Here is a 21163-nt window from a genome sequence, read left to right on the forward strand (position 1 = left end):
TGTAGGCAACTCTAAGTAAGTCTTTTAGAAACAATCAAATTACATATTGAAAGTGAGAAAACGATGTTTAAAAGAACTTACAAAGGCAATATTCCACTTCTAGCAGGACTGGAATTCACATCTTATTTTGGAATCACCAGTTTTTGGATTTTATTTTTCATTCAGAATGGTCTTTCCTTACTTCAAATCGGTTTACTAGAAAGTATCTTTCATGGGACAAGTCTCTTGTGTGAGATTCCATCAGGTATGTTGGCCGATCGGTTTAGCTACAAGACCAATCTTTATTTGGCTCGCTTGGCCAGTATTGGATCCTCTGTCTTGATCTTACTTGGTCAGGGAAATTTTTGGATCTATGCGATTGCCATGATGGTCAATGCTTGGTCTTACAATTTTGACTCGGGGAGCAGTACGGCTTTCTTATATGATTCAGCAGTTGAAGCAGGTCAAAAGGACCGCTATCTTCAGATTTCTAGCTTTTTGTCTGGTGTGGCAGAAGTCACCCGAACTCTAGGTACAGTTGTTGCTGGTTTCTTTGTTCACGGAGCCTTGGCCTGGACCTATCATATTGCGATTGGCCTTTCATTAGTTTCCATTCTCTTGATTTTTCTGATGAAGGAGCCAGAAACTAAGAGTGATGAAAGAGATCGCTTAACCTTAAAACGGATATTGGTGGTGGTGAAACAAGAATGGCAGGAGAAACCGGTCTTATTTTACTGGATGCTCACCTATCAACTGCTAGGAACCATCATGTGTATGTTTTATTTTTACTACCAACAGAAAATCAGTGACCTAGCCAGTTGGCAAGTATCGCTCATCATGCTTGTTGGTAGTCTCTTAAATCTTCTAGCTGTTTATCTAGCTAGTCAAATCGGGAAAAAATGGAATAGCAATCAAGTCTTTCCAATTCTGGTTGCGCTGACAGGGTTGGCCTTGCTGTTGGTATGGTTGAGAACTCCATTCGCCTATCTAAGTGTTTATCTCTTGACCAATGCACTTTATGCGGTTTATCAACCCATTTACTACAATGATTTACAAGGCTATTTACCATCCAGTGTACGGGCAACCATGCTGAGCATCAATTCGATGATGTTTAGTCTATCCATGATTGTCATCTTCCCACTGACGGGTTGGTTCATCGATAGTTATGGATTTGTAGTAGTCTTTATCATCCTGGGCCTTGTAACGCTATTCTCTTTCCCTCTCTTACTGATTGGATTGTGGAAAATGGGCAAGATAATAAATAAAGGGACAAAGATGGATTAATATTCCAGACTTTTATTAGTCTACATAAGTTTAAATTGGATAATAGCATCTTGCTTAACAAAATCCGAACGAACTCTCTCTGCTGTGCAGGGAGAGTTTTTTTTATCTGATAAATTGTGGTAAAGTAGGCACATCCTTTACAATAAGAATCGAGTCGTGTGAAATCTTTAGGCCAAATGCTCTTTGCACTTAATAAAAAAGAAAAACCAGACTACTATAGCTATGTTAAAAAGTATCTGAAATAGTAGGAGAAGGATTAGCCTAGCGCTGATTCTTTTCTTTTTGGAATTATATGTTTCAATTTTCAGAATATTTTGTTATAATAGCAACATATTAGTCAAAGGAGAACTATCATGGCAAAAACTATTCATACTGATAAAGCACCAGCAGCAATCGGACCTTATGTTCAAGGTAAAATCGTAGGCAACCTTTTGTTTGCTTCTGGTCAAGTACCATTGTCACCAGAAACAGGTGAAATCATTGGTGAAACAATTCAAGAACAGACAGAACAAGTTCTTAAAAATGTTGGTGCTATTTTGGCAGAAGCAGGTACAGACTTTGATCACGTTGTTAAAACAACTTGCTTCCTAAGTGACATTAACGATTTCGTTCCATTTAACGAAGTGTATGCAACTGCCTTTACATCTGATTTCCCTGCACGTTCTGCGGTAGAAGTGGCACGTTTGCCTAAAGATGTTAAAATTGAAATCGAAGTTATCGCTGAGATTGATTAATGAAGAGAGCCTTGGCTCTTTTCTTTTTTTCTCAACTATGTTAGACTATTAAAGATAAATCATTTTCGATGTTTGGGAGACACCATCGCTAAAAAAAACCATTACTGGCGTTTTTTTGGCTCCCCCAAGGGGCCTTTTTATGTGTCTCAGACATCACGAATAAAGAGGAATATTATGAAACGTCAATCAGCTTTGGTCGTCTTTAGTGGCGGTCAAGATTCTACTACTTGCCTATTTTGGGCTCTAAAACATTATGAAACAGTTGAATTAGTTACTTTTGCATATGGCCAACGTCATAGCCTGGAAATTGAAGTAGCTAAAGAGATTGCGCAAGAACAAGGGCTTAAACACCATGTTTTGGACATGTCTTTGCTTGGTCAAATCACTGAAAATGCCTTAACATCTGATATTGAGATTGAGGCAGAAGAAGGTGAAGTTCCTAATACCTTTGTGGACGGGCGTAATCATCTTTTCCTTTCTTTTGCAGCTGTTCTAGCTAAGCAACGTGGTATTACTGATATTGTTACGGGTGTTTGTGAGACAGACTTTTCTGGTTATCCAGACTGTCGTGATGTTTTTGTCAAATCGCTTAATGTCACACTTAATCTAGCCATGGCCTATGATTTCGTTATCCAAACCCCTCTCATGTGGTTAGATAAGGCTGAGACTTGGGCTTTGGCTGACCAACTTGGAGCTTTTGACTATGTTCGTGAAAAAACGCTAACTTGCTATAACGGTATTATTGGAACTGGTTGTGGAGAATGCCCAGCCTGTCACTTGCGTCAAAAAGGCCTTGAAAAATATCTAGCAGAAAGAGGAGAAGCTTAATGTTCTTTGCACCGAAAGAAATCAAAAAAGAAACAGGTGAGTCTTTGGTTTACAATCCTCACCGTACAATGGTTTCTAAAGAGTTTACTTTTGATGCTGCTCACCATCTCTTTAATTATGAAGGCAAATGCAAATCACTTCATGGTCATACCTATCATCTTCAGATTGCAGTTAGTGGTTACTTGGATGAACGTGGCATGACCTATGATTTTGGTGACCTTAAGCGCATTTATAAGGACCATTTGGAACCTCAGTTAGATCACCGTTATCTCAATGAGACTTTGCCTTATATGAACACAACTGCGGAAAATATGGTTTTCTGGATTTTCCAGATGACGAGTCAACATCTGCCTGAGGAGAGAGGACTTCGTTTGGAATATGTGCGTCTTTATGAAACACCAACAGCCTTTGCAGAGTTTAGACGGGAGTGGTTGGATGACTAGAGAACGTGTACTCAAACTACCAGTGCTTGAAATTTTTGGACCGACCTTTCAAGGAGAAGGTCGAGCAATCGGCCAAAAGACCATGTTTGTAAGGACAGCAGGATGTGATTACCATTGTGATTGGTGTGATTCTGCCTTCACTTGGGATGGTTCAGAGAAACCAACTCGTATGACAGCTGATGAAGTTATTGAGGCTTTGGATGCGCTAGGAACTTATGACTATGTTACTCTGTCTGGAGGGAACCCAGCTCTTTTAGCGGCAAATATGGCTGAACTCGTTTCAAAACTCAAGGCTAGAGGAGTAACTTTGGCCGTTGAGACACAGGGTTCTCGCTGGCAGGAGTGGTTAAAGGATATTGATCAAGTAACCTTAAGTCCTAAACCACCATCATCCAAGATGGAAGTCAATATGGAAACCCTTGACTTTATTGTTTCACAACTTGATCCTGATAAAGTTACCTTTAAGGTTCCTGTTTTCGACGATGATGATTTAGCCTTTGCTAAAATGATTCAAGAACGTTATCAGCCAGATGTCATGTTTCTTTCGGCTGGTAATCCTGAACCGAAAGCAGAAGGTAATATTGTCCAACATCAATTAGATCGCCTCAAAGAGCTTTGGGAGACAGTAGCCGCTGACGACTCGTGGGGCAATGTGCGTGTTCTCCCTCAGCTTCATACTCTGCTCTATGATAATGAGCGCGGAGTCTAATCTTCACATTCTATAAACTTAGAATTGATAGTTTTTTTACTTTTTTAATGATTAACATTAGAAATTTAGATTAAAAATTGACCATATAAAGGTCTAGAAAAATTAACAATAAAGGAAGAAAAATGTCACAACAAGAAGAAATGAAAAACCTCACTCTCCTTGGTAATAAGGAGACACCTTATATTTTTGAATACTCTCCACAAGTCTTAGAGTCTTTTGATAATCGTCATACTGATAATGATTACTTTATCAAATTCAACTGTCCAGAATTTACGTCACTTTGTCCTATTACTGGGCAACCTGATTTTGCCAGTATTTATATTTCTTATATTCCAGACCTGCTCTGCGTTGAGTCTAAATCTCTAAAGCTTTACCTCTTTAGTTATCGTAATCACGGAGACTTCCATGAAAACTGTATTAATACCATTGGTAAAGATTTGGTGGAGCTTTTGAACCCCCGTTACTTGGAAGTTTGGGGTAAATTTACACCTCGTGGTGGTATTTCGATTGACCCTTATTATAATTACGGTCGTCCTGAAACGAAGTATGAGAAGATGGCAGAGCAACGTCTCTTTAATCACGATCTTTACCCAGAAAATATTGATAATCGTTAATGTTACGCTAAAAGTCCTTATACAAATAGAGGGCTTTTTTTGTTTAAACACTTGCCTTTAAGCCCTAAAAGAGGTCCGCCTAACCGTTTTTCACAAAGAAAGTTAGGTCTTTGTTAGTCTTCTATTGGTTTAGTCTGAGAAACTTCTATTATTAAAATAATTTGACAATAGAAGTTTTATTTCTTACAATTAAAGTGTAAATGGAAATGTAAGCGATTGCTTATAAAAGGTATATTTTTTTAAAAGGGGAAAAGACAATGAGAAAGAGTTTACGATTATTTTCATGTGCTGTCCTAGGGGCAGCTATTTTAGCACCAACGGTAGTTGGCAACAATCATGCACAGGCCGATAGTTATTATGGCCGAGGTTACTATAATAACTATTCTTATAATCCATGGTATAACAACTATTATCCAAACTATGGTTATAACTACGGATATAATGGCTATTACCCAGGCTATAATTACAATTATGGCTATAACTACGGTTACAATAATTACTATCCAAATTATAACTATGGCTATAACTATAACTATAATTATGGCTATAACAACTATAATCCTGGTTACAACAACTACAATGAATCAGGTACTTATCGCTATAGCAATGGCTATTTGTACTACATCTTGAGTGATGGTAGCTACTATGTTAACTATAACGGTCGTTGGGTTCGTGGTGGTGACTATAATAACAACAATAGTGGTTCTAACAATACACCAACGACAGGTTATGAGGTTTTGAGAAATGACCCTCACTACCGTTATGAAAATGGTACTCACTATTATTTGAAAGATAATGGCGATTATTACTATTATTCAAATGGTAAGTGGGTACTTGTTAAGGCTTCAAGCACAGATTCTGAAGCTCCAACAACTTCAACTGTAGATTCAACGTCATCAGCAACTTCAGAAGCACCATCAACCGTAGATTCAACGTCATCTGCAACTTCAGAAGCGCCATCAACCGTAGATTCAACGTCATCAGCAACTTCAGAAGCACCATCAACCGTAGATTCAACATCGTCTGCAAGTTCAGAAGTAGCTTCAACTGTAGATTCAACATCGTCTGCAAGTTCAGAAGTAGCTTCAACTGTAGATTCAACGTCATCAGCAAGCTCAGAAGTAGCTTCAACTGTAGATTCAACTTCATCAGCAAGTTCAGAAGTAGCCTCAACTGTAGATTCAACTTCGTCTGCAAGTTCAGAAGCAGTATCAACTGTTGACTCAACTTCATCAGCAAGTTCAGAAGTAGCGTCAACTGTAGATTCAACCTCTGCCACAACTTCAGATGCTGCTTCAACAGGTAATTCAACTTCAGTAATCACCTCAGACTCAGTTGCTACTTCTGAGACAGGTTCAACATCAGAAACAAGTTCTGAAGCTCCTGAACTTGAAAAACCACCGTATGCGCCTGAAACAAACATTGACTATGATAAGTTGCCAAAACCAACATTGCCACCAACAGATTATCGCATGTATTCAGATCCACGATTTGTAGATGACAACGGTACCTATTACTACCGTGTGGCATTGACAGATGAAGATAATGCGCGTGGTATCGATGGTTACTACAAATGGGTTGATGGTAAGTGGAAACTCTACAATGGTACTGCCAATGATGACCCTGAGCTTGATCCAGATTTCCATAAACCAGCAGGAAACGACGAATACATGTACGATGACAATGCATCAAGTGTTAAGTTGTATTCTGAAAATGTAGTTGGTACTGGTAAAGCTGGTGAAGCTCTTCCATTCCAAAATGTGGATGAATTCAAAGATTATGTTATTAAGAATTTTGCTCCAAAATTCTTAGATAATGCTGGCTGGGATTGTAATGTAACTTGGGAAATTGAAGATGTTGACAACTTCAACGCTTCTAAGGGCAGTGCTTGGGCACGTGACTATGTTATTACAGCTAATCTCAAGAGTGGTGTTGACGACAAAAAATATAGTGATGTTGAATTTGGTTATGTTAAATTTGTTTATCATGTAGAACCAACTGAAAACTCTGATTATGTTGAAGTTGACTCAGCTAAGGCTGCCTTTAATGAAATCAATGCTCAACGTACAGCTGCTGGTTTGCCAGCACTTACATGGTCTGATGATCTTTACAATAGCACAACCCTTCCACATGCCAAAGATATTTCACACACTTACAACAGTGATGGTATTGTTTACCGTCGTGAATCTGATGGTTCAGTTGTAGCCAATAAATGGTTGAGTAGTGGTATTCGTGAACTTCTCATGAGTCCAGATGCTACTCAAGCAGCAGTAGCTTGTGTTGTCGCTGGTGACGGTACTTACTACTGGACTTTAAATTACCAATAAGAAGAGTTTAAATTAATTGTCCCAATAATGGAGGAGTCTGAGGTTAGTCTTGGACTCTTTTCCTTTATCTATTGAACGTTTAAGCTTTCAATATGGTATAATAGAGCCTAGAAAGAAGGCGAAAATATGCAGGTTAAGAGAGTTCAGGATTATATCTCTAAAGAGTGGTTCGATGAAACCGATGGCTCCTATTTCGAACGTCTAAATAGTCGTTTGCAAATACTTTTGAAAAAAGATTACCCTGATTTAAGAGGACATGATTTTATTAGTAATATCAGTCTTTTGGATTATAGGTTAGTTTTTCTTGATGAAGTTATTGCTAATGCTAATGAGAAAAACGAACATGTTCGGGAAACCGTTCACGATGTGACCAAGAGTTTATTGTACGAGGATCAAGACATCCAAGAACAATTGGATAGTAGGATCACTTTTGGTCAAAAAGTAGCGGATGAAGTGGCCCGATTTGGTGGATCTTGGACTTTTATCTTGTCATTCGTTGCTTTTATGGCTATTTGGATGGGGCTTAATGTTGTTCAACCTTTTGGGATTGCCTTTGATAAGTATCCATTTATTCTGTTGAATCTGGCCTTGTCCACTTTAGCGGCCGTTCAGGCACCATTGATCATGATGAGTCAGAATCGAGCATCGGATTATGACCGTTTACAAGCGCGTAACGACTATCACGTCAATACCCAGTCTAAGGAAGAAATTCGACTTCTGCATGAAAAAATTGACCACTTGGTTCAACAAGACCAATCAGATCTTCTGACAATTCAAAAATTGCAGACAGAAATGATTATGGGGGTTAGCCAACAAGTTGAGAAGATGTCAGACGATATTCGTGCCTTGAAAGAAGAAAGACTAGAAAGGGAGTCTCATGGGAACGAAAAAAATTAATTTAGTTGTTGTAACAGGGATGAGTGGTGCAGGTAAGACTGTGGCCATTCAATCCTTTGAGGATATTGGATACTTCACCATTGATAATATGCCACCTTCTTTGGTACCTAAGGTTATCGAATTGGTAAAACATAGTGAAGAGACAGATAAGATTGCTCTTGTCATTGATATGCGCAGTCGCTTGTTCTTCGATGAGATCAACGATATTCTGGATAAATTGGAAAGCAATGAGGAACTTAATTTCAAGATTCTATTCTTGGATGCCACGGATGGTGAATTGGTTTCTCGTTATAAAGAGACACGTCGTAGTCACCCACTGGCGGCAGATGGCCGTGTTTTGGATGGCATCAAGCTAGAGCGTGAGCTTTTGTCACCGCTTAAGAGTTTGAGTCAGAACGTGGTTGATACGACAGAATTAACTCCACGCCAGCTGCGTAAGGCTATTTCTGAACAGTTCTCATCTGAACAAGACCAATCTTCTTTCCGTATTGAAGTTGTGAGTTTTGGTTTTAAATATGGATTGCCATTGGATGCAGATTTGGTTTTTGATGTTCGTTTCTTGCCAAATCCTTATTATGATCCTGCACTTCGTAACCTCACAGGTTTGGATAAAGAGGTTTTTGATTATGTCATGAACCATAAGGAATCAGAAGAGTTTTACAATCATTTGACACAGCTTATTAAACCAATCTTGCCTGGCTACAAAAAAGAAGGTAAGTCTGTTCTCACTATTGCTGTTGGGTGTACAGGTGGTCAGCACCGTAGTGTAGCTTTTGCACATCGTCTGGCCCAAGATTTAAAAAATGATTGGACAGTCAATGAAACACATCGTGATAAGGATCGACGTAAGGAGACAGTGAATCGTTCATGAGAAATCCAAGAATTACAGTAATAGGTGGGGGAACTGGTATCCCAGTCATTCTTCGTAGTTTGCGTCATAAGGATGTTGATATCACTGCTGTGGTAACTGTAGCTGATGATGGAGGTTCTTCAGGAGATTTGCGTGATATCATGCAACTGACACCTCCAGGGGATTTGCGTAATGTTTTGGTAGCTATGAGTGATATGCCTAAACTTTATGAAAGAGTTTTCCAATATCGTTTTGATAAAACCGATGGTGCTTTGGCTGGTCATCCACTCGGAAACCTAATCATCGCTGGGATTTCAGAGATGCAGGGCTCTACCTATAATGCCATGCAGCTTCTGACGAAGTTTTTCCACGTTACAGGAAAAATTTATCCTGCTAGTGAGACAGCCTTGACGCTTCATGCCGTTTTTCAAGATGGCCATGAAGTAGCAGGTGAGAGTAGTATTGCCCAGTACGATGGCATGATTGAACGCGTTTATGTGACCAATACCTATAATGATGAAGAGCCTAAGGCCAGTCGTAAGGTTGTTGATGCTATTATGAATAGTGATATGATTGTTTTAGGTCCTGGATCTCTTTATACATCGATTTTGCCCAACCTAGTTATACCAGAGATTCGTCAGGCTCTTATCGAGACCAAGGCTGATGTCACCTACATTTGTAATATTATGACTCAGTACGGAGAAACTGAACAATTCTCAGATGCCGACCATGTGGCTGTTCTTAATCGTCATCTTGGCTCTGATGTGATTGACAATGTCTTAGTTAACATCAAGAAAGTGCCTAAGGAATACATGGCTAGTAATAAATTTGATGAATACCTTGTTCAGGTTGAGCATGATTTTGAGGGCTTACGTCGTGAAGCTAAAACAGTTGTGTCTTCTAATTTTCTGCGACTTGAAAATGGTGGTGCCTTCCACCATGGTGACTTGGTAGTGGATGAGCTCATGCACCTAGTGAGGAACAAGTCATGAGTTTTACGATTAAGGTTAAAGAAGAGATAATTGCTGCTTCAAGCAAAGACAAGGCTGAATTGTCAGCATTGATTAAGATGTCTGGTTCAGTTGGATTGACCAATCAAGGTTTGACTCTTTCCATCTCAACAGAAAATGCAAAGATTGCGCGACATATCTACCAATTAATGGAAAGTCGTTATCAGAGTAATCCTGAATTGAGACATCACAACAAGACCAATCTCAAGAAAAATCGTGTTTACACGGTTTTTGTCGCTGACCATGTCAATGATATTTTGTCTGATTTACAATTGGCGGATTCTTTCTTTGGCTTTGAAACAGGTATTGAAACATCAGTAATGGAAGATGACGAAGCTGGAAGGTCCTATTTACGAGGCGCTTTTTTGGCGACTGGAACAGTACGTGATCCTGAAAAAGGTCGTTATCAATTAGAAATTTTTTCCGTTTACCAAGACCACGCAGAGGATTTAGCTTCTCTCATGAAAAAATTTATGCTCGATGCTAAGGTTTTGAGTCATAAAAATGGGTTTGTGACCTATCTTCAAAAAGCTGAGGACATTATGGATTTTCTCCTTGTTATTGGCGCAATGAACTCTAAGGATACCTTCGAAGAGGTCAAAATTATGCGAGAAACCAGAAATGATCTGAATCGTGCCAATAATGCGGAAACAGCCAATATTGCTAGAACGATTAGTGCTAGCATGAAAACAATTAATAATATTATCAAGATTATGGATACGGTTGGCTTGGAAATTTTACCGGTGGAGCTGCGCCAAATTGCCCAACTCCGTATTGCCAACCCAGATTACTCTATCCAGCAGATCGCAGATAGTATAGAACCTCCTCTGACCAAGAGTGGTGTTAACCATCGTCTCAGAAAAATCAATAAGATTGCGGACGATTTGTAAGTAGAAAGGAAGCTTTTATGGCTTGTACAACGATTTTAGTAGGTAAGAAAGCCTCATATGACGGCTCTACCATGATTGCACGTACTGAGGATTCTCAATCAGGCGTTTTTACGCCCAAAGAATTTCTCGTCGTGACCCCTGAAGACCAACCGCGTCATTACCAGTCTGTGCTTAGCAATTTTTCAATTGATTTGCCAGATAATCCTCTACGTTATACCTCTGTCCCAGATGCGCTTGGGAAAGACGGTATCTGGGGTGAAGCTGGTATTAACTCAGCTAATGTTGCCATGAGTGCAACAGAAACAATCACGACTAATGCGCGTGTTCTCGGCGCTGATCCTCTTGTTAAAGATGGTTTTGGAGAAGAGGATATGTTGACTTTGGTCTTGCCATATATCAAGACGGCGCGTGAAGGTGTCCTTCGTTTGGGACAACTCCTTGAAACTTACGGAACTTACGAGTCTAATGGGATTGCTTTTTCAGACACTGAAGAAATTTGGTGGTTGGAAACAATTGGTGGTCACCATTGGATTGCAAGACGTGTTCCAGACGATGCCTATGTTACTAACCCAAACCAACTTGGTATCGATCACTATGAGTTTGAAAATCCAGACGACTATCTTGCCTCACCAGACATTCGAAATTTTATTAATAAACATCACTTGGATTTGACTTATTCTAATGAACACTTTAATCCACGTTATGCTTTTGGTAGCCAACGAGATAAGGATCGTCATTATAATACACCACGCGCCTGGGCTATGCAGAAATTTTTGAACCCAGAAAAAGACTATGATCCAAAATCATTCTTTATTCCATGGTGCCAAAAACCATGCCGCAAAATTACAGTTGAAGATGTTAAATATGTCTTGAGTCTTCATTACCAAGATACGCCTTATGATCCTTATGGACCTCAAGGAGATGCTGTAAGTCAACGCCAATTCCGTCCAATTGGTATTAACCGTACTAGTCAAACAGCTCTCTTGCAAATGCGTCCTAACAAACCATCAGAAACAACTGGTATTCAGTGGTTAGCCTATGGATCAATGCCATTTGGTACAATGGTGCCATTCTGGACTCAGGTCGGAACAACACCTGCTTATTTCCGTCAAACAACTGATAAAGTAGATACAGGCAATTTCTACTGGAGTAATCGCTTGATTGCTGCTATCTGTGATCCTCATTTCCAACAGCATGAGGCTGATTTGGATGCCTATGTAGAAACAACGATGGCTCTTGGCCATGCTATGATTAATCATGTCGACAATGCTTTAGCAAATGGTGAGAGTATTGATTTTGAATCTGAAAATCAAAAGATTAGTGACCAGATTCAGTCAGAAACAGATAAACTATTGGCAAAAGTCTTAGATGATGCAAGTAACTTGATGACCAATCGTTTTTCTATGAGTGATTAAAGTCATCAAAAAAGCCTTTCCATAAAATTGGAAAGGTTTTTTTAGTATTCTAAACATTACTTGTTTTCTTCATCTAGTTTTGAGAGGATCTGATAAAGTGTAATGAAGAAGAAAAGATTGAGTGAAATGAGGAGGCCTGATGCCCATGGCAAATCGCTTTCTAAATTTCGAAGGGGTGAATTCCAAGCAAAGTGTGCAGCAAAAGCACCGCAAGCATAAAGTATACCAATAAGACTGTATTTGGAATTAATGAGTTTTTGACGTGAACGCCATATAAGGACTAGCCCCATAGCAAGGAAGGACGTGTAAAGCCAGTGAGATGATACAGCACCAATAGTTCGACCAAGAATCCCTGAAACCGTATAAGAAAAACCATCAGGCAAATCTGAAAGAATATAGGAGAAATCTTCACTAATCTGGAAGCCAAGACCTGCCGTAATAGCGACAAGCAAGAGCCCCTTGTAACTTTTTGTTGGCACCATATAGATAGTAAAGAGAAAAGCTGCTAGTTTGAGGGGTTCTTCAACTAGGGGAGCCATAAGAGCATCCTCAAAGCGGTAGAAGAAACTCTTTGAAGAAAGATTAGCAGTCACCCAGTCGTGAGAAATGGTATTGGCATAGCCAGCTATCCATCCTGTAATAAAGACTCCACCAATTAGAGCAAATACGAGAACAAGTGGTTTCACCTGCCATCTCTTGCCTAAGTATCGAACCAGAAATATTCCTGGTAGGATATAACATAAGGCAATTAGTGTTGATAGTCCAATAATACCGTATGCTGAACCAGACAAGGCACCTGAGGTGTATGATTGCGTATCATAAGTCAGGCCAATGGATGCAAGCAATAAAAAAAGATATAGGGTTAATTTACGAAACATGTATAACCTACTTTCCAAATGATATTTCCAGTATATCAAATAATTCTTTTTCATCGAAATATTTCAATTTTTTTTATTTAAGTACTTGCAAAATAAATGAAGTGTGATATACTTAACCAGTAAACCATTAACTGGTTAAGTATTTTTGAAAGGAATATCATGAAAAAGAAACGCATTTTTGGCTTAGCAGGAATAGCAGCAGTTGTTTTAGCTGCTGGTGCAGGTATTTATTATACGACTAGTCACCACGGTTCAAAAGGAAATAGTGACTTGAAGGTTGTGACCAGCTTTTACCCTGTTTATGAATTTACAAAGCAGGTTGTTGGCGATGAGGGAGAGGTGTCTTATCTTATTCCCGCTGGTAGTGAAGCCCACGATTTTCAACCATCTACTAAGAATGTCGCTGACATTGAAAAAGCAGACACTTTCGTCTACCTAAATGAAAATATGGAAACCTGGGTTCCAAAAGTTGAAAAGTCTATCAACACTAAAAATACAAAAATCATTAAGGCAAGTCAAGGCATGGTTCTCTTACCTGGAATAGAGGAAGAAGATCATGATCACGGTGGAGAAGAGCATCACCACGAATATGATCCTCATGTTTGGCTCTCACCTAAACGTTCTCAAAAATTAGTTGAAACTATTAGGGACGGTTTGATTGCTCAACATCCAGATAAAAAAGCAGTCTTTACAACCAATGCTGAGAAATACCTTAAAAAATTAAAGACTTTGGATAAGGAGTATACTGAAGCCTTAAGTCAAGCGAAACAGAAAAGTTTTGTTACCCAGCACTCAGCTTTTGCCTACCTTGCTTTAGATTACGGTTTGACACAAGTACCAATTTCAGGTGTTTCAGCTGAATCTGATCCATCTGCAAAACGTATCGCTAGCCTTTCTAAGTATGTCAAAGAATATGACATTAACTATATCTACTTTGAGGAAAATGCTTCAAGTAGCGTTGCCAAAACCTTAGCTAATGAAGTAGGAGTTAAGACAGCAGTTTTAAATCCAATTGAATCACTAACTAAGGAACAGTTGAAAAAAGGTGAAGATTATGTCAGTGTTATGACTGAGAACCTAAAGAATCTTCGTTTAACAACAGATGTTGAAGGGAAAGCTATCCAACCTGAAACAGGAAGTGATGATAAGAAAACAGTCCAAAATGGTTACTTTGATGATAAAGATGTTAAAGATAGAGAACTTTCTGATTGGTCTGGTGAGTGGCAATCGGTCTATCCTTACCTCCAAGATGGTACTTTAGATCAAGTATTTGAATACAAATCTCTATTGAATAAGGATAAAACCGCACAAGAGTACAAAGAATACTACACTAAGGGCTATCAAACAGATGTTTCTAAAATTGCTATTGATGGTAAAAAGATGACCATGACTTTCACAAAGAATGATGGAAGTAGCGTGACACACACTTATCGTTATGATGGTTATAAGATTTTGACTTATGCTTCTGGTAAAAAAGGTGTCCGTTATCTCTTCACAGCAACTGACAGTCAAGCTGCTGACAATCCTTACCAATATGTCCAATTTTTAGATCATCAAATAGATCCAACAACTTCAGCACATTTCCATATTTTCTTTGGTAATAGTAGCCAAGATGAGATTCTAAAAGAGATGGATAATTGGCCAACTTACTATCCTGGAAAACTTAGTGGTTTGGAAATTGCCCAAGAAATGGTTAGTCATTAATACTAGAATTGCACTCATTCGTGAGTGTTTTTCTTTTTTTAAAAAATCTTTCATTTCTTAAACTCTTAGAAAATTGCTAGTGTCATTATTTTTAAACAGAAATTTAAAGCATGGTATTTTTTCTAAAAAAATCCTGTAAAAAATTAAATAATTACTACATTTTTTCATTCTTTAGTGGTACAATAATAGTACGATTTTCAGATGACCAGGAGAGACCCATGAACCAGTATTTAGTAGCGATACATTATATTCAACTGCTTCAAGCAGAACTCGATATTCTAAATCATGATGCACGCTTGCTTTTTGATTTAAAGATTGAACCGAATCTTGCTAAACGAGAGCTTGCTGACTTGAAAGTATCCCTATCTAAATTATCTGACAAAAACCTTTATATCGAAGGTACAATCTGGTATCAACCAAGTTTGTTTGCAATCATTGATCAAAATTTAGGGGTTATTGATGACTGGCTCAAGGAATTAGATGACTTCTTTGAATTTACCTATAGTACAACAGTTTTTACTGTTTTGAAAGAAAATGAAAATCGAAGTTACGACTTATTACTTGGTCTCTATAGCCGTCTTGAATACGTTATTTCAGAAATAAAAAATTGCCGTTAGTCCTTAACGGTTTTTAGTTTGTAATGGATTTACAATTTAGATTATAAACATCAAATAATTTGACAAAATCTCCAAATATATGTAGAATAAATTTGATAACGCTCTAATAAAAAGATTCTTAAATTAAAGGAAAATAATGAAGAAGTGAGTAATCAGGGGTTGAAATCAGGGGATTTTTTGAAATATTATTTGGTGAGCCTTAGTTCACTTAGTGTTTTGTGTCTTATTTTTTATGGACTCTATTCTCTAAACGGGCTTATGCCTTTGTCTTTAGATGGTTCTTCACATATTGATGTGAAACATTATTCTGGACAGGCACCTACTACATTAGTAAAAAAAGACGGTGTTTATAGGGTTCAGGATATTAGCGGTGAAACTAAAAGTTATCAAGTTGATTTGAAAGTAACTAACGATGGGGACAAGGTTATTCAAACCTATGTCTTTGAGTATAAAAAATGATTCTATAATAAAAACTCACAAACTTAGCAAGATTGTGAGTTTTTAAGATGCCTTTTACCAAAGTCCTAATACCTTTTGCATGAGAAGAGAAGCAAGACTGATTAATAACCAACAGACTCCTCCCACTAGAAGTGCTGGGCCTCCTTTAGTGATTAGTTTTTTGAGATTTGTTTGGAAACCAATAGCTGTCATGGCCATAATAATCATAAATTTCGAAAGGTCTTTTAAAGGTGAAAAGACGGCAGGTGTTACACCGAGTGACATTATAACAGTTGTAATCAGTGAAGCCAAAAGGAACCAAAGGATAAAGTTAGGCACTGCTTTGGTCAGCGAGAAGGCTTCCTTTGTATTGTCCTTTCGAGACTGCCATACAGAAAGCCCAAGAGTTATAGGGATGATAGCAAGTGTTCGAGTCAACTTAACAATTGTCGCCTGCTCTAGAATGGATGTTCCATGTAAGCTATCCCAGGAACTAGCTGTAGCTGTCACAGAAGAAGTATCGTTGACAGCTGTTCCGGCAAATATGGCAAAGCCTTGATTACTAAGTCCCAACCAGGATCCCAAGTGAGGGAAGAGTAGAGCTGCTAAGATGTTGAAAAAGAAAATTACAGAGATTGCTGTTGCAATAGATTCATCTTTAGCCTTGATTACAGGAGCAGTTGCAGCGATAGCAGATCCCCCACAAATAGAAGAGCCAACACCTACTAAAGTAGCAATTTCACTATCTAGCTTGAACACGCGATGGACGATATAAGCAGTAAGCAGTGCCGTAGTAATAGTCACTAGAATAATGGGAAGTGATGTTACGCCAACCTTAAAGACTTGGGAAAGATTTAGTCCAAATCCAAGAAGAATAACAGCGTATTGTAATACTTTTTTAGAAGTGAATTGCATTCCTGCTTTAAGTTTCTGAGAATCTCTTAAAATAATTCCTAGCAGAAGTCCTATAAATAAACCAAGGACAGGCCCACCAATAATAGGGAATAAGTTTCCAAGGAACCATGCTAGGAGAGATATAAGTATTGCAATACTTAATCCGGGTAAGAATTCTTTTATTTTCATTCATCTATCTCCTTAAAATTTGACTATATTATAGCTTATTATAAATATGATGTAAAGGTGATGTTTGCTTTATTTATCAAGGAAAATAGTTCTGAAAGTTGCGACTTGTCAGTTTTTCTGATAGAATAGTATTAAAATATTATAATCAAAAATCTTATGAAGGAAGGGTTGTATGTATCGTCATTTAAAGAAGTATATGATTTTTACCGTGGGAGCTTTTATGTGTTCACTTTTTTTGGTTCTAGCTTTTACAACAGATAGAAAAAATGATAACAGTGTTAATGCTAAAGCTGAAGCTGCTTACAATCAAACTACGACGGCTTTTATTGATAATATCGGAGAGACTGCTAGACAGATTGGTCAAGATTACAATATCTATGCTTCTGTTCTAATTGCTCAAGCCATTCTGGAATCAAATTCAGGTCAGTCAGGTCTGAGTCAAGCTCCTTATTACAACTTCTTCGGGATTAAAGGCACTTATAATGGGAATTCTGTGACCATGCGTACATGGGAAGACGATGGTACAGGGAAGACTTATGAGATTGATGAACCTTTCCGTTCTTATGGAAGTCTAAGCGATTCTTTAGCCGATTATGCTGCTTTGATGACGTCATCAACTTATGCTGGCACTTGGAAATCAAATACAGGTAGTTATGCAGATGCCACTCAGGCACTGACAGGGACTTATGCAACTGACAGTCTTTACGCTTCTAAATTAAATAGCATTATTGCATACTATGGTTTGACTGCCTATGATCAAGCTCCAGTTACCCAAGCAACTGGTTCAACAAGTGGCCTTGTTTGGAACAGCTATAGAGGCTCATACACAGATGCTGAGACCTTATCTATAGATGAGGCCTGGGCAAGCTATAAAAATTATAAATAACAATGAGAGTCGAAAGGCTCTTTTTTTGTGCTTTGAATTGGATAGTTTTGGCGATAAAAAGTCCCCAACATTATGTGCTGGGGACTAACCTATTAGTTGTCAAAAGTGACTTCTTTAACGAGGTTGTCAAGGAATTTTTCCCCCATTTTAGAGAGGGTTGCCTTTTCATGCTTCAAGTAAACAATATCAATTTCATCATCAATACCAAGTGGGATAGAGACAATGTTATCACCATTCAAATTACTATTTAAAATACCTGTAGCAATGGTGTAACCATCCAAACCGATTAATAGGTTGAAGAGTGTCGCTCGGTCTGAAACCACGATAGACTTTTTATGGGGAATCTGAGAGAGAATCTCTTCAGAATAGTAGAAGGAATTATGAATCCCCTGATCATAGCTAAGGTATGGAAATTCTTCTAAATCCTCCAAAGAGACAACTTCATGCTTAGCCAATGGGTTTGACTTGCTGACAAAGATATGGGGTCTAGCTTTGAAGAGACTGGTATATGTGAGACGGTTGTCGTCAAACATCTTAGTCAAGACATCTCGGTTATAGCTGTTAAGGAAGAGAACACCAATTTCTGAACGGAAGTTCTTAACGTCTTCAATAATTTCGTAAGTACGTGTTTCACGTAAGAAGAGCTCGTAACGTGTCATATCCGCTCTCTTAAGAAGTGAGACGAAAGCATTGACAACAAAAGCGTAGTGTTGAGAGGAAACACTAAACAATTCACGTGTTTCTGTGTGACTCTTGTAGCGTTCTTCCAAGAGATTTGTTTGTTCCACTACCTGACGGGCATAAGAGAGAAATTCAACTCCATCCTTAGTTAAGGTGATTCCCTTAGGGTTACGGATAAAGATATCGATTCCCATTTCTCTTTCCAAGTCACGAACAGCATTTGAAAGACTTGGTTGCGTAATGAAAAGTTGTTTTGCAGCTTCATTCATTGAGCCGGTTTCGACGATTTTGATAATATAATGTAATTGTTGAATTCGCATAGCCTTATTATAGCATATTTTAAGGATTATTCCTTAGGATAAGGAGCGACTAAAAGGTCTTTTTAGGACTATACCAATTTTTATGCTTGACAATGCCAAATATATCGAATATACTGTCCTCGTTAAGCTTTTTAAAGAGCTTATTGACTATACCAATTTTAAATGAAGGAGACATGACCTCTTTGATCAGAGGTTATTATTAAAAATATGTGTGGAATTGTTGGTGTTGTAGGTAACACAAATGCAACTGATATCTTGATTCAAGGACTTGAAAAGCTAGAATACCGTGGTTATGATTCAGCTGGTATCTTTGTAGCTGGCGATGCATCTAGTCAATTGGTTAAGGCTGTTGGCCGTATTGCGGAACTTGCTGCTAAAACTGAAGGAGTAGAAGGCACAGCCGGTATTGGACATACTCGTTGGGCAACTCACGGTAAACCAACAGAGGACAATGCTCACCCACACCGCTCAGAAACAGAACGCTTCGTTTTGGTTCACAATGGTGTTATTGAAAACTATCTTGAAATTAAGGAAGAATACCTTTCTGGTCATCATTTCAAAGGTCAAACCGATACTGAAATTGCAGTTCACTTGATTGGAAAATTTGTTGAAGAAGATGGTTTGTCAACTCTTGAAGCATTCAAGAAAGCTCTTCACATTATCCGTGGATCATATGCCTTTGCCCTCATGGATTCTGAAGATGCCTCAACAATTTACGTGGCAAAAAACAAATCACCACTTTTGATTGGTCTTGGTGATGGCTATAACATGGTCTGCTCAGATGCCATGGCTATGATTCGCGAAACTAATCAATACATGGAAATTCACGATCAAGAGTTAGTTATCGTGAAAGCTGATAGTGTTGAAGTTCAAGATTATGATGGCAATGTAAAAGAACGTGATAGCTATACAGCTGAACTTGACCTATCTGATATTGGTAAAGGCACATACCCTTACTACATGCTCAAAGAAATCGATGAGCAACCAACAGTGATGCGTAAGCTTATCCAAGCCTACACAGATGATAAGGGGCAAGTGACTGTAGATGCTGATATTATCAAGGCTGTTCAAGAGGCTGATCGTATCTATATTCTTGCGGCAGGAACATCATATCATGCTGGTTTTGCTTCTAAGAAGATGCTCGAAGAGTTGACAGATACACCAGTTGAGCTTGGTATTTCTTCTGAGTGGGGTTATGGTATGCCACTCCTTAGCAAGAAACCTCTCTTTGTTTTTATTAGCCAATCAGGTGAAACAGCAGATAGCCGTCAGGTTCTTGTTAAAGCTAACGAGTTGGGTATTCCAAGTTTGACAGTGACAAACGTTCCGGGATCTACTCTTTCTCGTGAAGCTGACCATACAATGCTTCTTCATGCTGGCCCAGAAATTGCCGTAGCTTCTACTAAAGCTTACACTGCTCAAATTGCAGCTCTTGCCTTCTTGGCTAAAGCAGTCGGTGAAGCGAATGGTAATGAAAAAGCTAAAGCATTTGACTTGGTACATGAATTGTCACTTGTAGCACAATCTATCGAATCAACACTCTCTGAAAAAGAAGTTATTGATGAGAAAGTAGCAGCTCTTCTTGCAGAAACACGTAATGCTTTCTATATTGGTCGTGGTCAAGATTACTACGTTGCTATGGAAGCTAGTCTTAAATTGAAAGAAATCTCATATATTCAATGTGAAGGTTTTGCAGCAGGTGAGTTGAAACACGGAACAATTGCTTTGATCGAAGATGGTACACCTGTTATTGCCCTCTTGTCTGACGCTGTTCTTGCTAGCCACACTCGTGGTAATATCCAAGAGGTTGCAGCACGTGGTGCTAAAGTGTTGACTATTGCTGAGGAAAATGTTGCTAAAGAAGGCGATGACATCGTTCTTAATAACGTTCACCCTTACTTGTCACCAATTTCAATGGTTGTACCGACACAATTGATTGCTTATTTTGCAACACTCCATCGTGGACTCGACGTTGATAAACCACGTAACTTAGCTAAATCAGTTACTGTTGAATAAAAATACCAACATCTCTTACAGTGTAAGGGATGTTGTTTGTTTTTATCGTTTTCACCCTTGCTTAATTAGGAAATCTAAAGTAGAATAGTATCTATATCACAATCTTAGGAGAGAATTATGTCATTACCAAATTGTCCAAAATGTGACTCAGAGTATGTTTATGAAGATGGAATCTTACTTGTATGTCCTGAATGTGCCTATGAGTGGGATCCAAACGAAGTTGCAGAAGAAGAAGGGCTTGTGGTTCTTGATAGCAATGGCACACGTCTTGCTGACGGTGACACTGTTACAGTTATCAAAGATTTGAAAGTTAAAGGTGCACCAAAAGATATTAAACAAGGCACACGTGTTAAAAATATTCGTTTGGTTGAAGGTGACCACAACATTGATTGTAAGATTGATGGTTTTGGTGCTATGAAACTTAAATCTGAATTTGTTAAGAAAATCTAAAATAAGCTTTAGAGATGCTAGACTTAAGTATTGTTTGTTTCTCAGGACAGACTATTTAAGTCTCTCAGGAGTGTGACTATGAACTCATTTTGAAAAATGGGTCTAGTCGC

General features: G+C 38.4%; 21 protein-coding genes. 18 read left to right on the forward strand and 3 right to left on the reverse strand.

All coding sequences use genetic code 11. The annotated features are described in order from the left end of the window. Positions 1-63: 63 nt before the first annotated feature. The 12 genes from NSQ79_RS04260 to NSQ79_RS04315 all read left to right on the forward strand — a co-directional run bounded on the left by NSQ79_RS04260 (position 64) and on the right by NSQ79_RS04315 (position 11980). Positions 64-1263 carry an MFS transporter gene (locus NSQ79_RS04260; protein ID WP_013990481.1) on the forward strand — a complete coding sequence of 400 codons (1200 nt, stop codon included), beginning with the start codon at positions 64-66 and terminating at the stop codon, positions 1261-1263. Positions 1264-1616: 353 nt separating this feature from the next. Continuing rightward, positions 1617-1997 carry a RidA family protein gene (locus NSQ79_RS04265; RefSeq protein WP_002891112.1) on the forward strand — a complete coding sequence of 127 codons (381 nt, stop codon included), beginning with the start codon at positions 1617-1619 and terminating at the stop codon, positions 1995-1997. A 174-nt stretch (positions 1998-2171) separates the two neighbouring features. Continuing rightward, on the forward strand, positions 2172-2825 hold the full coding sequence (gene queC / locus NSQ79_RS04270; protein WP_004182407.1) for a 7-cyano-7-deazaguanine synthase QueC: 654 nt from the start codon (positions 2172-2174) through the stop codon (positions 2823-2825). Further along, the gene (gene queD, locus NSQ79_RS04275; protein WP_004182408.1) at positions 2825-3268 is read left to right on the forward strand and encodes a 6-carboxytetrahydropterin synthase QueD; all 444 of its coding nucleotides are present in this window, start codon (positions 2825-2827) and stop codon (positions 3266-3268) included. Before queC ends, queD begins: the two co-directional genes overlap by 1 nt. Then, the gene (gene queE / locus NSQ79_RS04280; protein ID WP_004182409.1) at positions 3261-3977 is read left to right on the forward strand and encodes a 7-carboxy-7-deazaguanine synthase QueE; all 717 of its coding nucleotides are present in this window, start codon (positions 3261-3263) and stop codon (positions 3975-3977) included. The genes queD and queE overlap by 8 nt, the downstream gene beginning before the upstream one ends. A gap of 122 nt (positions 3978-4099) precedes the next feature. Continuing rightward, the gene (gene queF, locus NSQ79_RS04285) at positions 4100-4591 is read left to right on the forward strand and encodes a preQ(1) synthase (RefSeq protein WP_004182410.1); all 492 of its coding nucleotides are present in this window, start codon (positions 4100-4102) and stop codon (positions 4589-4591) included. A 257-nt stretch (positions 4592-4848) separates the two neighbouring features. Then, on the forward strand, positions 4849-6918 hold the full coding sequence (locus tag NSQ79_RS04290; protein ID WP_049527899.1) for a serine protease: 2070 nt from the start codon (positions 4849-4851) through the stop codon (positions 6916-6918). 126 nt (positions 6919-7044) lie between these two features. Then, the gene (locus NSQ79_RS04295; RefSeq protein WP_013990485.1) at positions 7045-7815 is read left to right on the forward strand and encodes a DUF1003 domain-containing protein; all 771 of its coding nucleotides are present in this window, start codon (positions 7045-7047) and stop codon (positions 7813-7815) included. After that, the gene (rapZ, locus tag NSQ79_RS04300) at positions 7796-8686 is read left to right on the forward strand and encodes an RNase adapter RapZ (RefSeq protein WP_013990486.1); all 891 of its coding nucleotides are present in this window, start codon (positions 7796-7798) and stop codon (positions 8684-8686) included. The genes NSQ79_RS04295 and rapZ overlap by 20 nt, the downstream gene beginning before the upstream one ends. Continuing rightward, on the forward strand, positions 8683-9657 hold the full coding sequence (locus tag NSQ79_RS04305; protein WP_014633047.1) for a YvcK family protein: 975 nt from the start codon (positions 8683-8685) through the stop codon (positions 9655-9657). Before rapZ ends, NSQ79_RS04305 begins: the two co-directional genes overlap by 4 nt. Next, positions 9654-10565 carry a DNA-binding protein WhiA gene (whiA, locus tag NSQ79_RS04310; protein ID WP_004182012.1) on the forward strand — a complete coding sequence of 304 codons (912 nt, stop codon included), beginning with the start codon at positions 9654-9656 and terminating at the stop codon, positions 10563-10565. Before NSQ79_RS04305 ends, whiA begins: the two co-directional genes overlap by 4 nt. Before the next feature lie 17 nt (positions 10566-10582). Beyond that, positions 10583-11980 (forward strand): C69 family dipeptidase, encoded by a 1398-nt coding sequence (locus NSQ79_RS04315; protein WP_339313924.1) that lies wholly within the window; start codon positions 10583-10585, stop codon positions 11978-11980. A 56-nt stretch (positions 11981-12036) separates the two neighbouring features. On the opposite strand, the gene NSQ79_RS04320 is transcribed toward NSQ79_RS04315, so the two are convergent. Next, positions 12037-12858 carry a PrsW family glutamic-type intramembrane protease gene (locus NSQ79_RS04320; protein WP_014633050.1) on the reverse strand — a complete coding sequence of 274 codons (822 nt, stop codon included), beginning with the start codon at positions 12856-12858 and terminating at the stop codon, positions 12037-12039. Positions 12859-13017: 159 nt separating this feature from the next. Between NSQ79_RS04320 and NSQ79_RS04325 the strand changes: the two genes are divergently transcribed. The 3 genes from NSQ79_RS04325 to NSQ79_RS04335 all read left to right on the forward strand — a co-directional run bounded on the left by NSQ79_RS04325 (position 13018) and on the right by NSQ79_RS04335 (position 15638). Continuing rightward, complete coding sequence (locus tag NSQ79_RS04325) at positions 13018-14562, forward strand: zinc ABC transporter substrate-binding protein AdcA (protein WP_339313926.1); 1545 nt, start codon at positions 13018-13020, stop codon at positions 14560-14562. Between the two features lie 218 nt (positions 14563-14780). After that, complete coding sequence (locus tag NSQ79_RS04330; RefSeq protein WP_004182418.1) at positions 14781-15179, forward strand: hypothetical protein; 399 nt, start codon at positions 14781-14783, stop codon at positions 15177-15179. Positions 15180-15323: 144 nt separating this feature from the next. Next, the gene (locus NSQ79_RS04335) at positions 15324-15638 is read left to right on the forward strand and encodes a hypothetical protein (RefSeq protein WP_004182419.1); all 315 of its coding nucleotides are present in this window, start codon (positions 15324-15326) and stop codon (positions 15636-15638) included. 54 nt (positions 15639-15692) lie between these two features. On the opposite strand, the gene NSQ79_RS04340 is transcribed toward NSQ79_RS04335, so the two are convergent. Further along, positions 15693-16700 (reverse strand): YeiH family protein, encoded by a 1008-nt coding sequence (locus tag NSQ79_RS04340; RefSeq protein ID WP_004182420.1) that lies wholly within the window; start codon positions 16698-16700, stop codon positions 15693-15695. A 172-nt stretch (positions 16701-16872) separates the two neighbouring features. On the opposite strand from NSQ79_RS04340, the gene NSQ79_RS04345 reads away from it, so the two are divergent. After that, positions 16873-17586: a glycoside hydrolase family 73 protein gene (locus NSQ79_RS04345; protein ID WP_004182421.1), complete on the forward strand. Its 714-nt coding sequence runs from the start codon at positions 16873-16875 to the stop codon at positions 17584-17586. A gap of 92 nt (positions 17587-17678) precedes the next feature. On the opposite strand, the gene NSQ79_RS04350 is transcribed toward NSQ79_RS04345, so the two are convergent. Next, the gene (locus tag NSQ79_RS04350; RefSeq protein WP_004182422.1) at positions 17679-18587 is read right to left on the reverse strand and encodes a LysR family transcriptional regulator; all 909 of its coding nucleotides are present in this window, start codon (positions 18585-18587) and stop codon (positions 17679-17681) included. 207 nt (positions 18588-18794) lie between these two features. On the opposite strand from NSQ79_RS04350, the gene glmS reads away from it, so the two are divergent. Continuing rightward, a complete protein-coding gene (gene glmS / locus NSQ79_RS04355) occupies positions 18795-20603 on the forward strand; it encodes a glutamine--fructose-6-phosphate transaminase (isomerizing) (RefSeq protein ID WP_048675607.1) in 1809 nt (602 codons plus the stop codon). A gap of 117 nt (positions 20604-20720) precedes the next feature. Next, positions 20721-21053: a zinc ribbon domain-containing protein YjdM gene (locus NSQ79_RS04360; protein ID WP_156209689.1), complete on the forward strand. Its 333-nt coding sequence runs from the start codon at positions 20721-20723 to the stop codon at positions 21051-21053. The last annotated feature ends 110 nt before the right edge of the window (positions 21054-21163 follow it).

It is taken from the genome of Streptococcus sp. FSL W7-1342, from assembly GCF_037966635.1.
Classification (GTDB): domain Bacteria; phylum Bacillota; class Bacilli; order Lactobacillales; family Streptococcaceae; genus Streptococcus; species Streptococcus salivarius_D.

Bases quoted from the DNA above. Each gene is read 5' to 3' on its own strand.
- NSQ79_RS04260 (WP_013990481.1), top strand. From the start codon at position 64: ATGTTTAAAAGAACTTACAAAGGCAATATTCCACTTCTAGCAGGACTG.
- NSQ79_RS04265 (WP_002891112.1), top strand. From the start codon at position 1,617: ATGGCAAAAACTATTCATACTGATAAAGCACCAGCAGCAATCGGACCT.
- queC (WP_004182407.1), top strand. From the start codon at position 2,172: ATGAAACGTCAATCAGCTTTGGTCGTCTTTAGTGGCGGTCAAGATTCT.
- queD (WP_004182408.1), top strand. From the start codon at position 2,825: ATGTTCTTTGCACCGAAAGAAATCAAAAAAGAAACAGGTGAGTCTTTG.
- queE (WP_004182409.1), top strand. From the start codon at position 3,261: ATGACTAGAGAACGTGTACTCAAACTACCAGTGCTTGAAATTTTTGGA.
- queF (WP_004182410.1), top strand. From the start codon at position 4,100: ATGTCACAACAAGAAGAAATGAAAAACCTCACTCTCCTTGGTAATAAG.
- NSQ79_RS04290 (WP_049527899.1), top strand. From the start codon at position 4,849: ATGAGAAAGAGTTTACGATTATTTTCATGTGCTGTCCTAGGGGCAGCT.
- NSQ79_RS04295 (WP_013990485.1), top strand. From the start codon at position 7,045: ATGCAGGTTAAGAGAGTTCAGGATTATATCTCTAAAGAGTGGTTCGAT.
- rapZ (WP_013990486.1), top strand. From the start codon at position 7,796: ATGGGAACGAAAAAAATTAATTTAGTTGTTGTAACAGGGATGAGTGGT.
- NSQ79_RS04305 (WP_014633047.1), top strand. From the start codon at position 8,683: ATGAGAAATCCAAGAATTACAGTAATAGGTGGGGGAACTGGTATCCCA.
- whiA (WP_004182012.1), top strand. From the start codon at position 9,654: ATGAGTTTTACGATTAAGGTTAAAGAAGAGATAATTGCTGCTTCAAGC.
- NSQ79_RS04315 (WP_339313924.1), top strand. From the start codon at position 10,583: ATGGCTTGTACAACGATTTTAGTAGGTAAGAAAGCCTCATATGACGGC.
- NSQ79_RS04320 (WP_014633050.1), bottom strand. From the start codon at position 12,858: ATGTTTCGTAAATTAACCCTATATCTTTTTTTATTGCTTGCATCCATT.
- NSQ79_RS04325 (WP_339313926.1), top strand. From the start codon at position 13,018: ATGAAAAAGAAACGCATTTTTGGCTTAGCAGGAATAGCAGCAGTTGTT.
- NSQ79_RS04330 (WP_004182418.1), top strand. From the start codon at position 14,781: ATGAACCAGTATTTAGTAGCGATACATTATATTCAACTGCTTCAAGCA.
- NSQ79_RS04340 (WP_004182420.1), bottom strand. From the start codon at position 16,700: ATGAAAATAAAAGAATTCTTACCCGGATTAAGTATTGCAATACTTATA.
- NSQ79_RS04345 (WP_004182421.1), top strand. From the start codon at position 16,873: ATGTATCGTCATTTAAAGAAGTATATGATTTTTACCGTGGGAGCTTTT.
- NSQ79_RS04350 (WP_004182422.1), bottom strand. From the start codon at position 18,587: ATGCGAATTCAACAATTACATTATATTATCAAAATCGTCGAAACCGGC.
- glmS (WP_048675607.1), top strand. From the start codon at position 18,795: ATGTGTGGAATTGTTGGTGTTGTAGGTAACACAAATGCAACTGATATC.
- NSQ79_RS04360 (WP_156209689.1), top strand. From the start codon at position 20,721: ATGTCATTACCAAATTGTCCAAAATGTGACTCAGAGTATGTTTATGAA.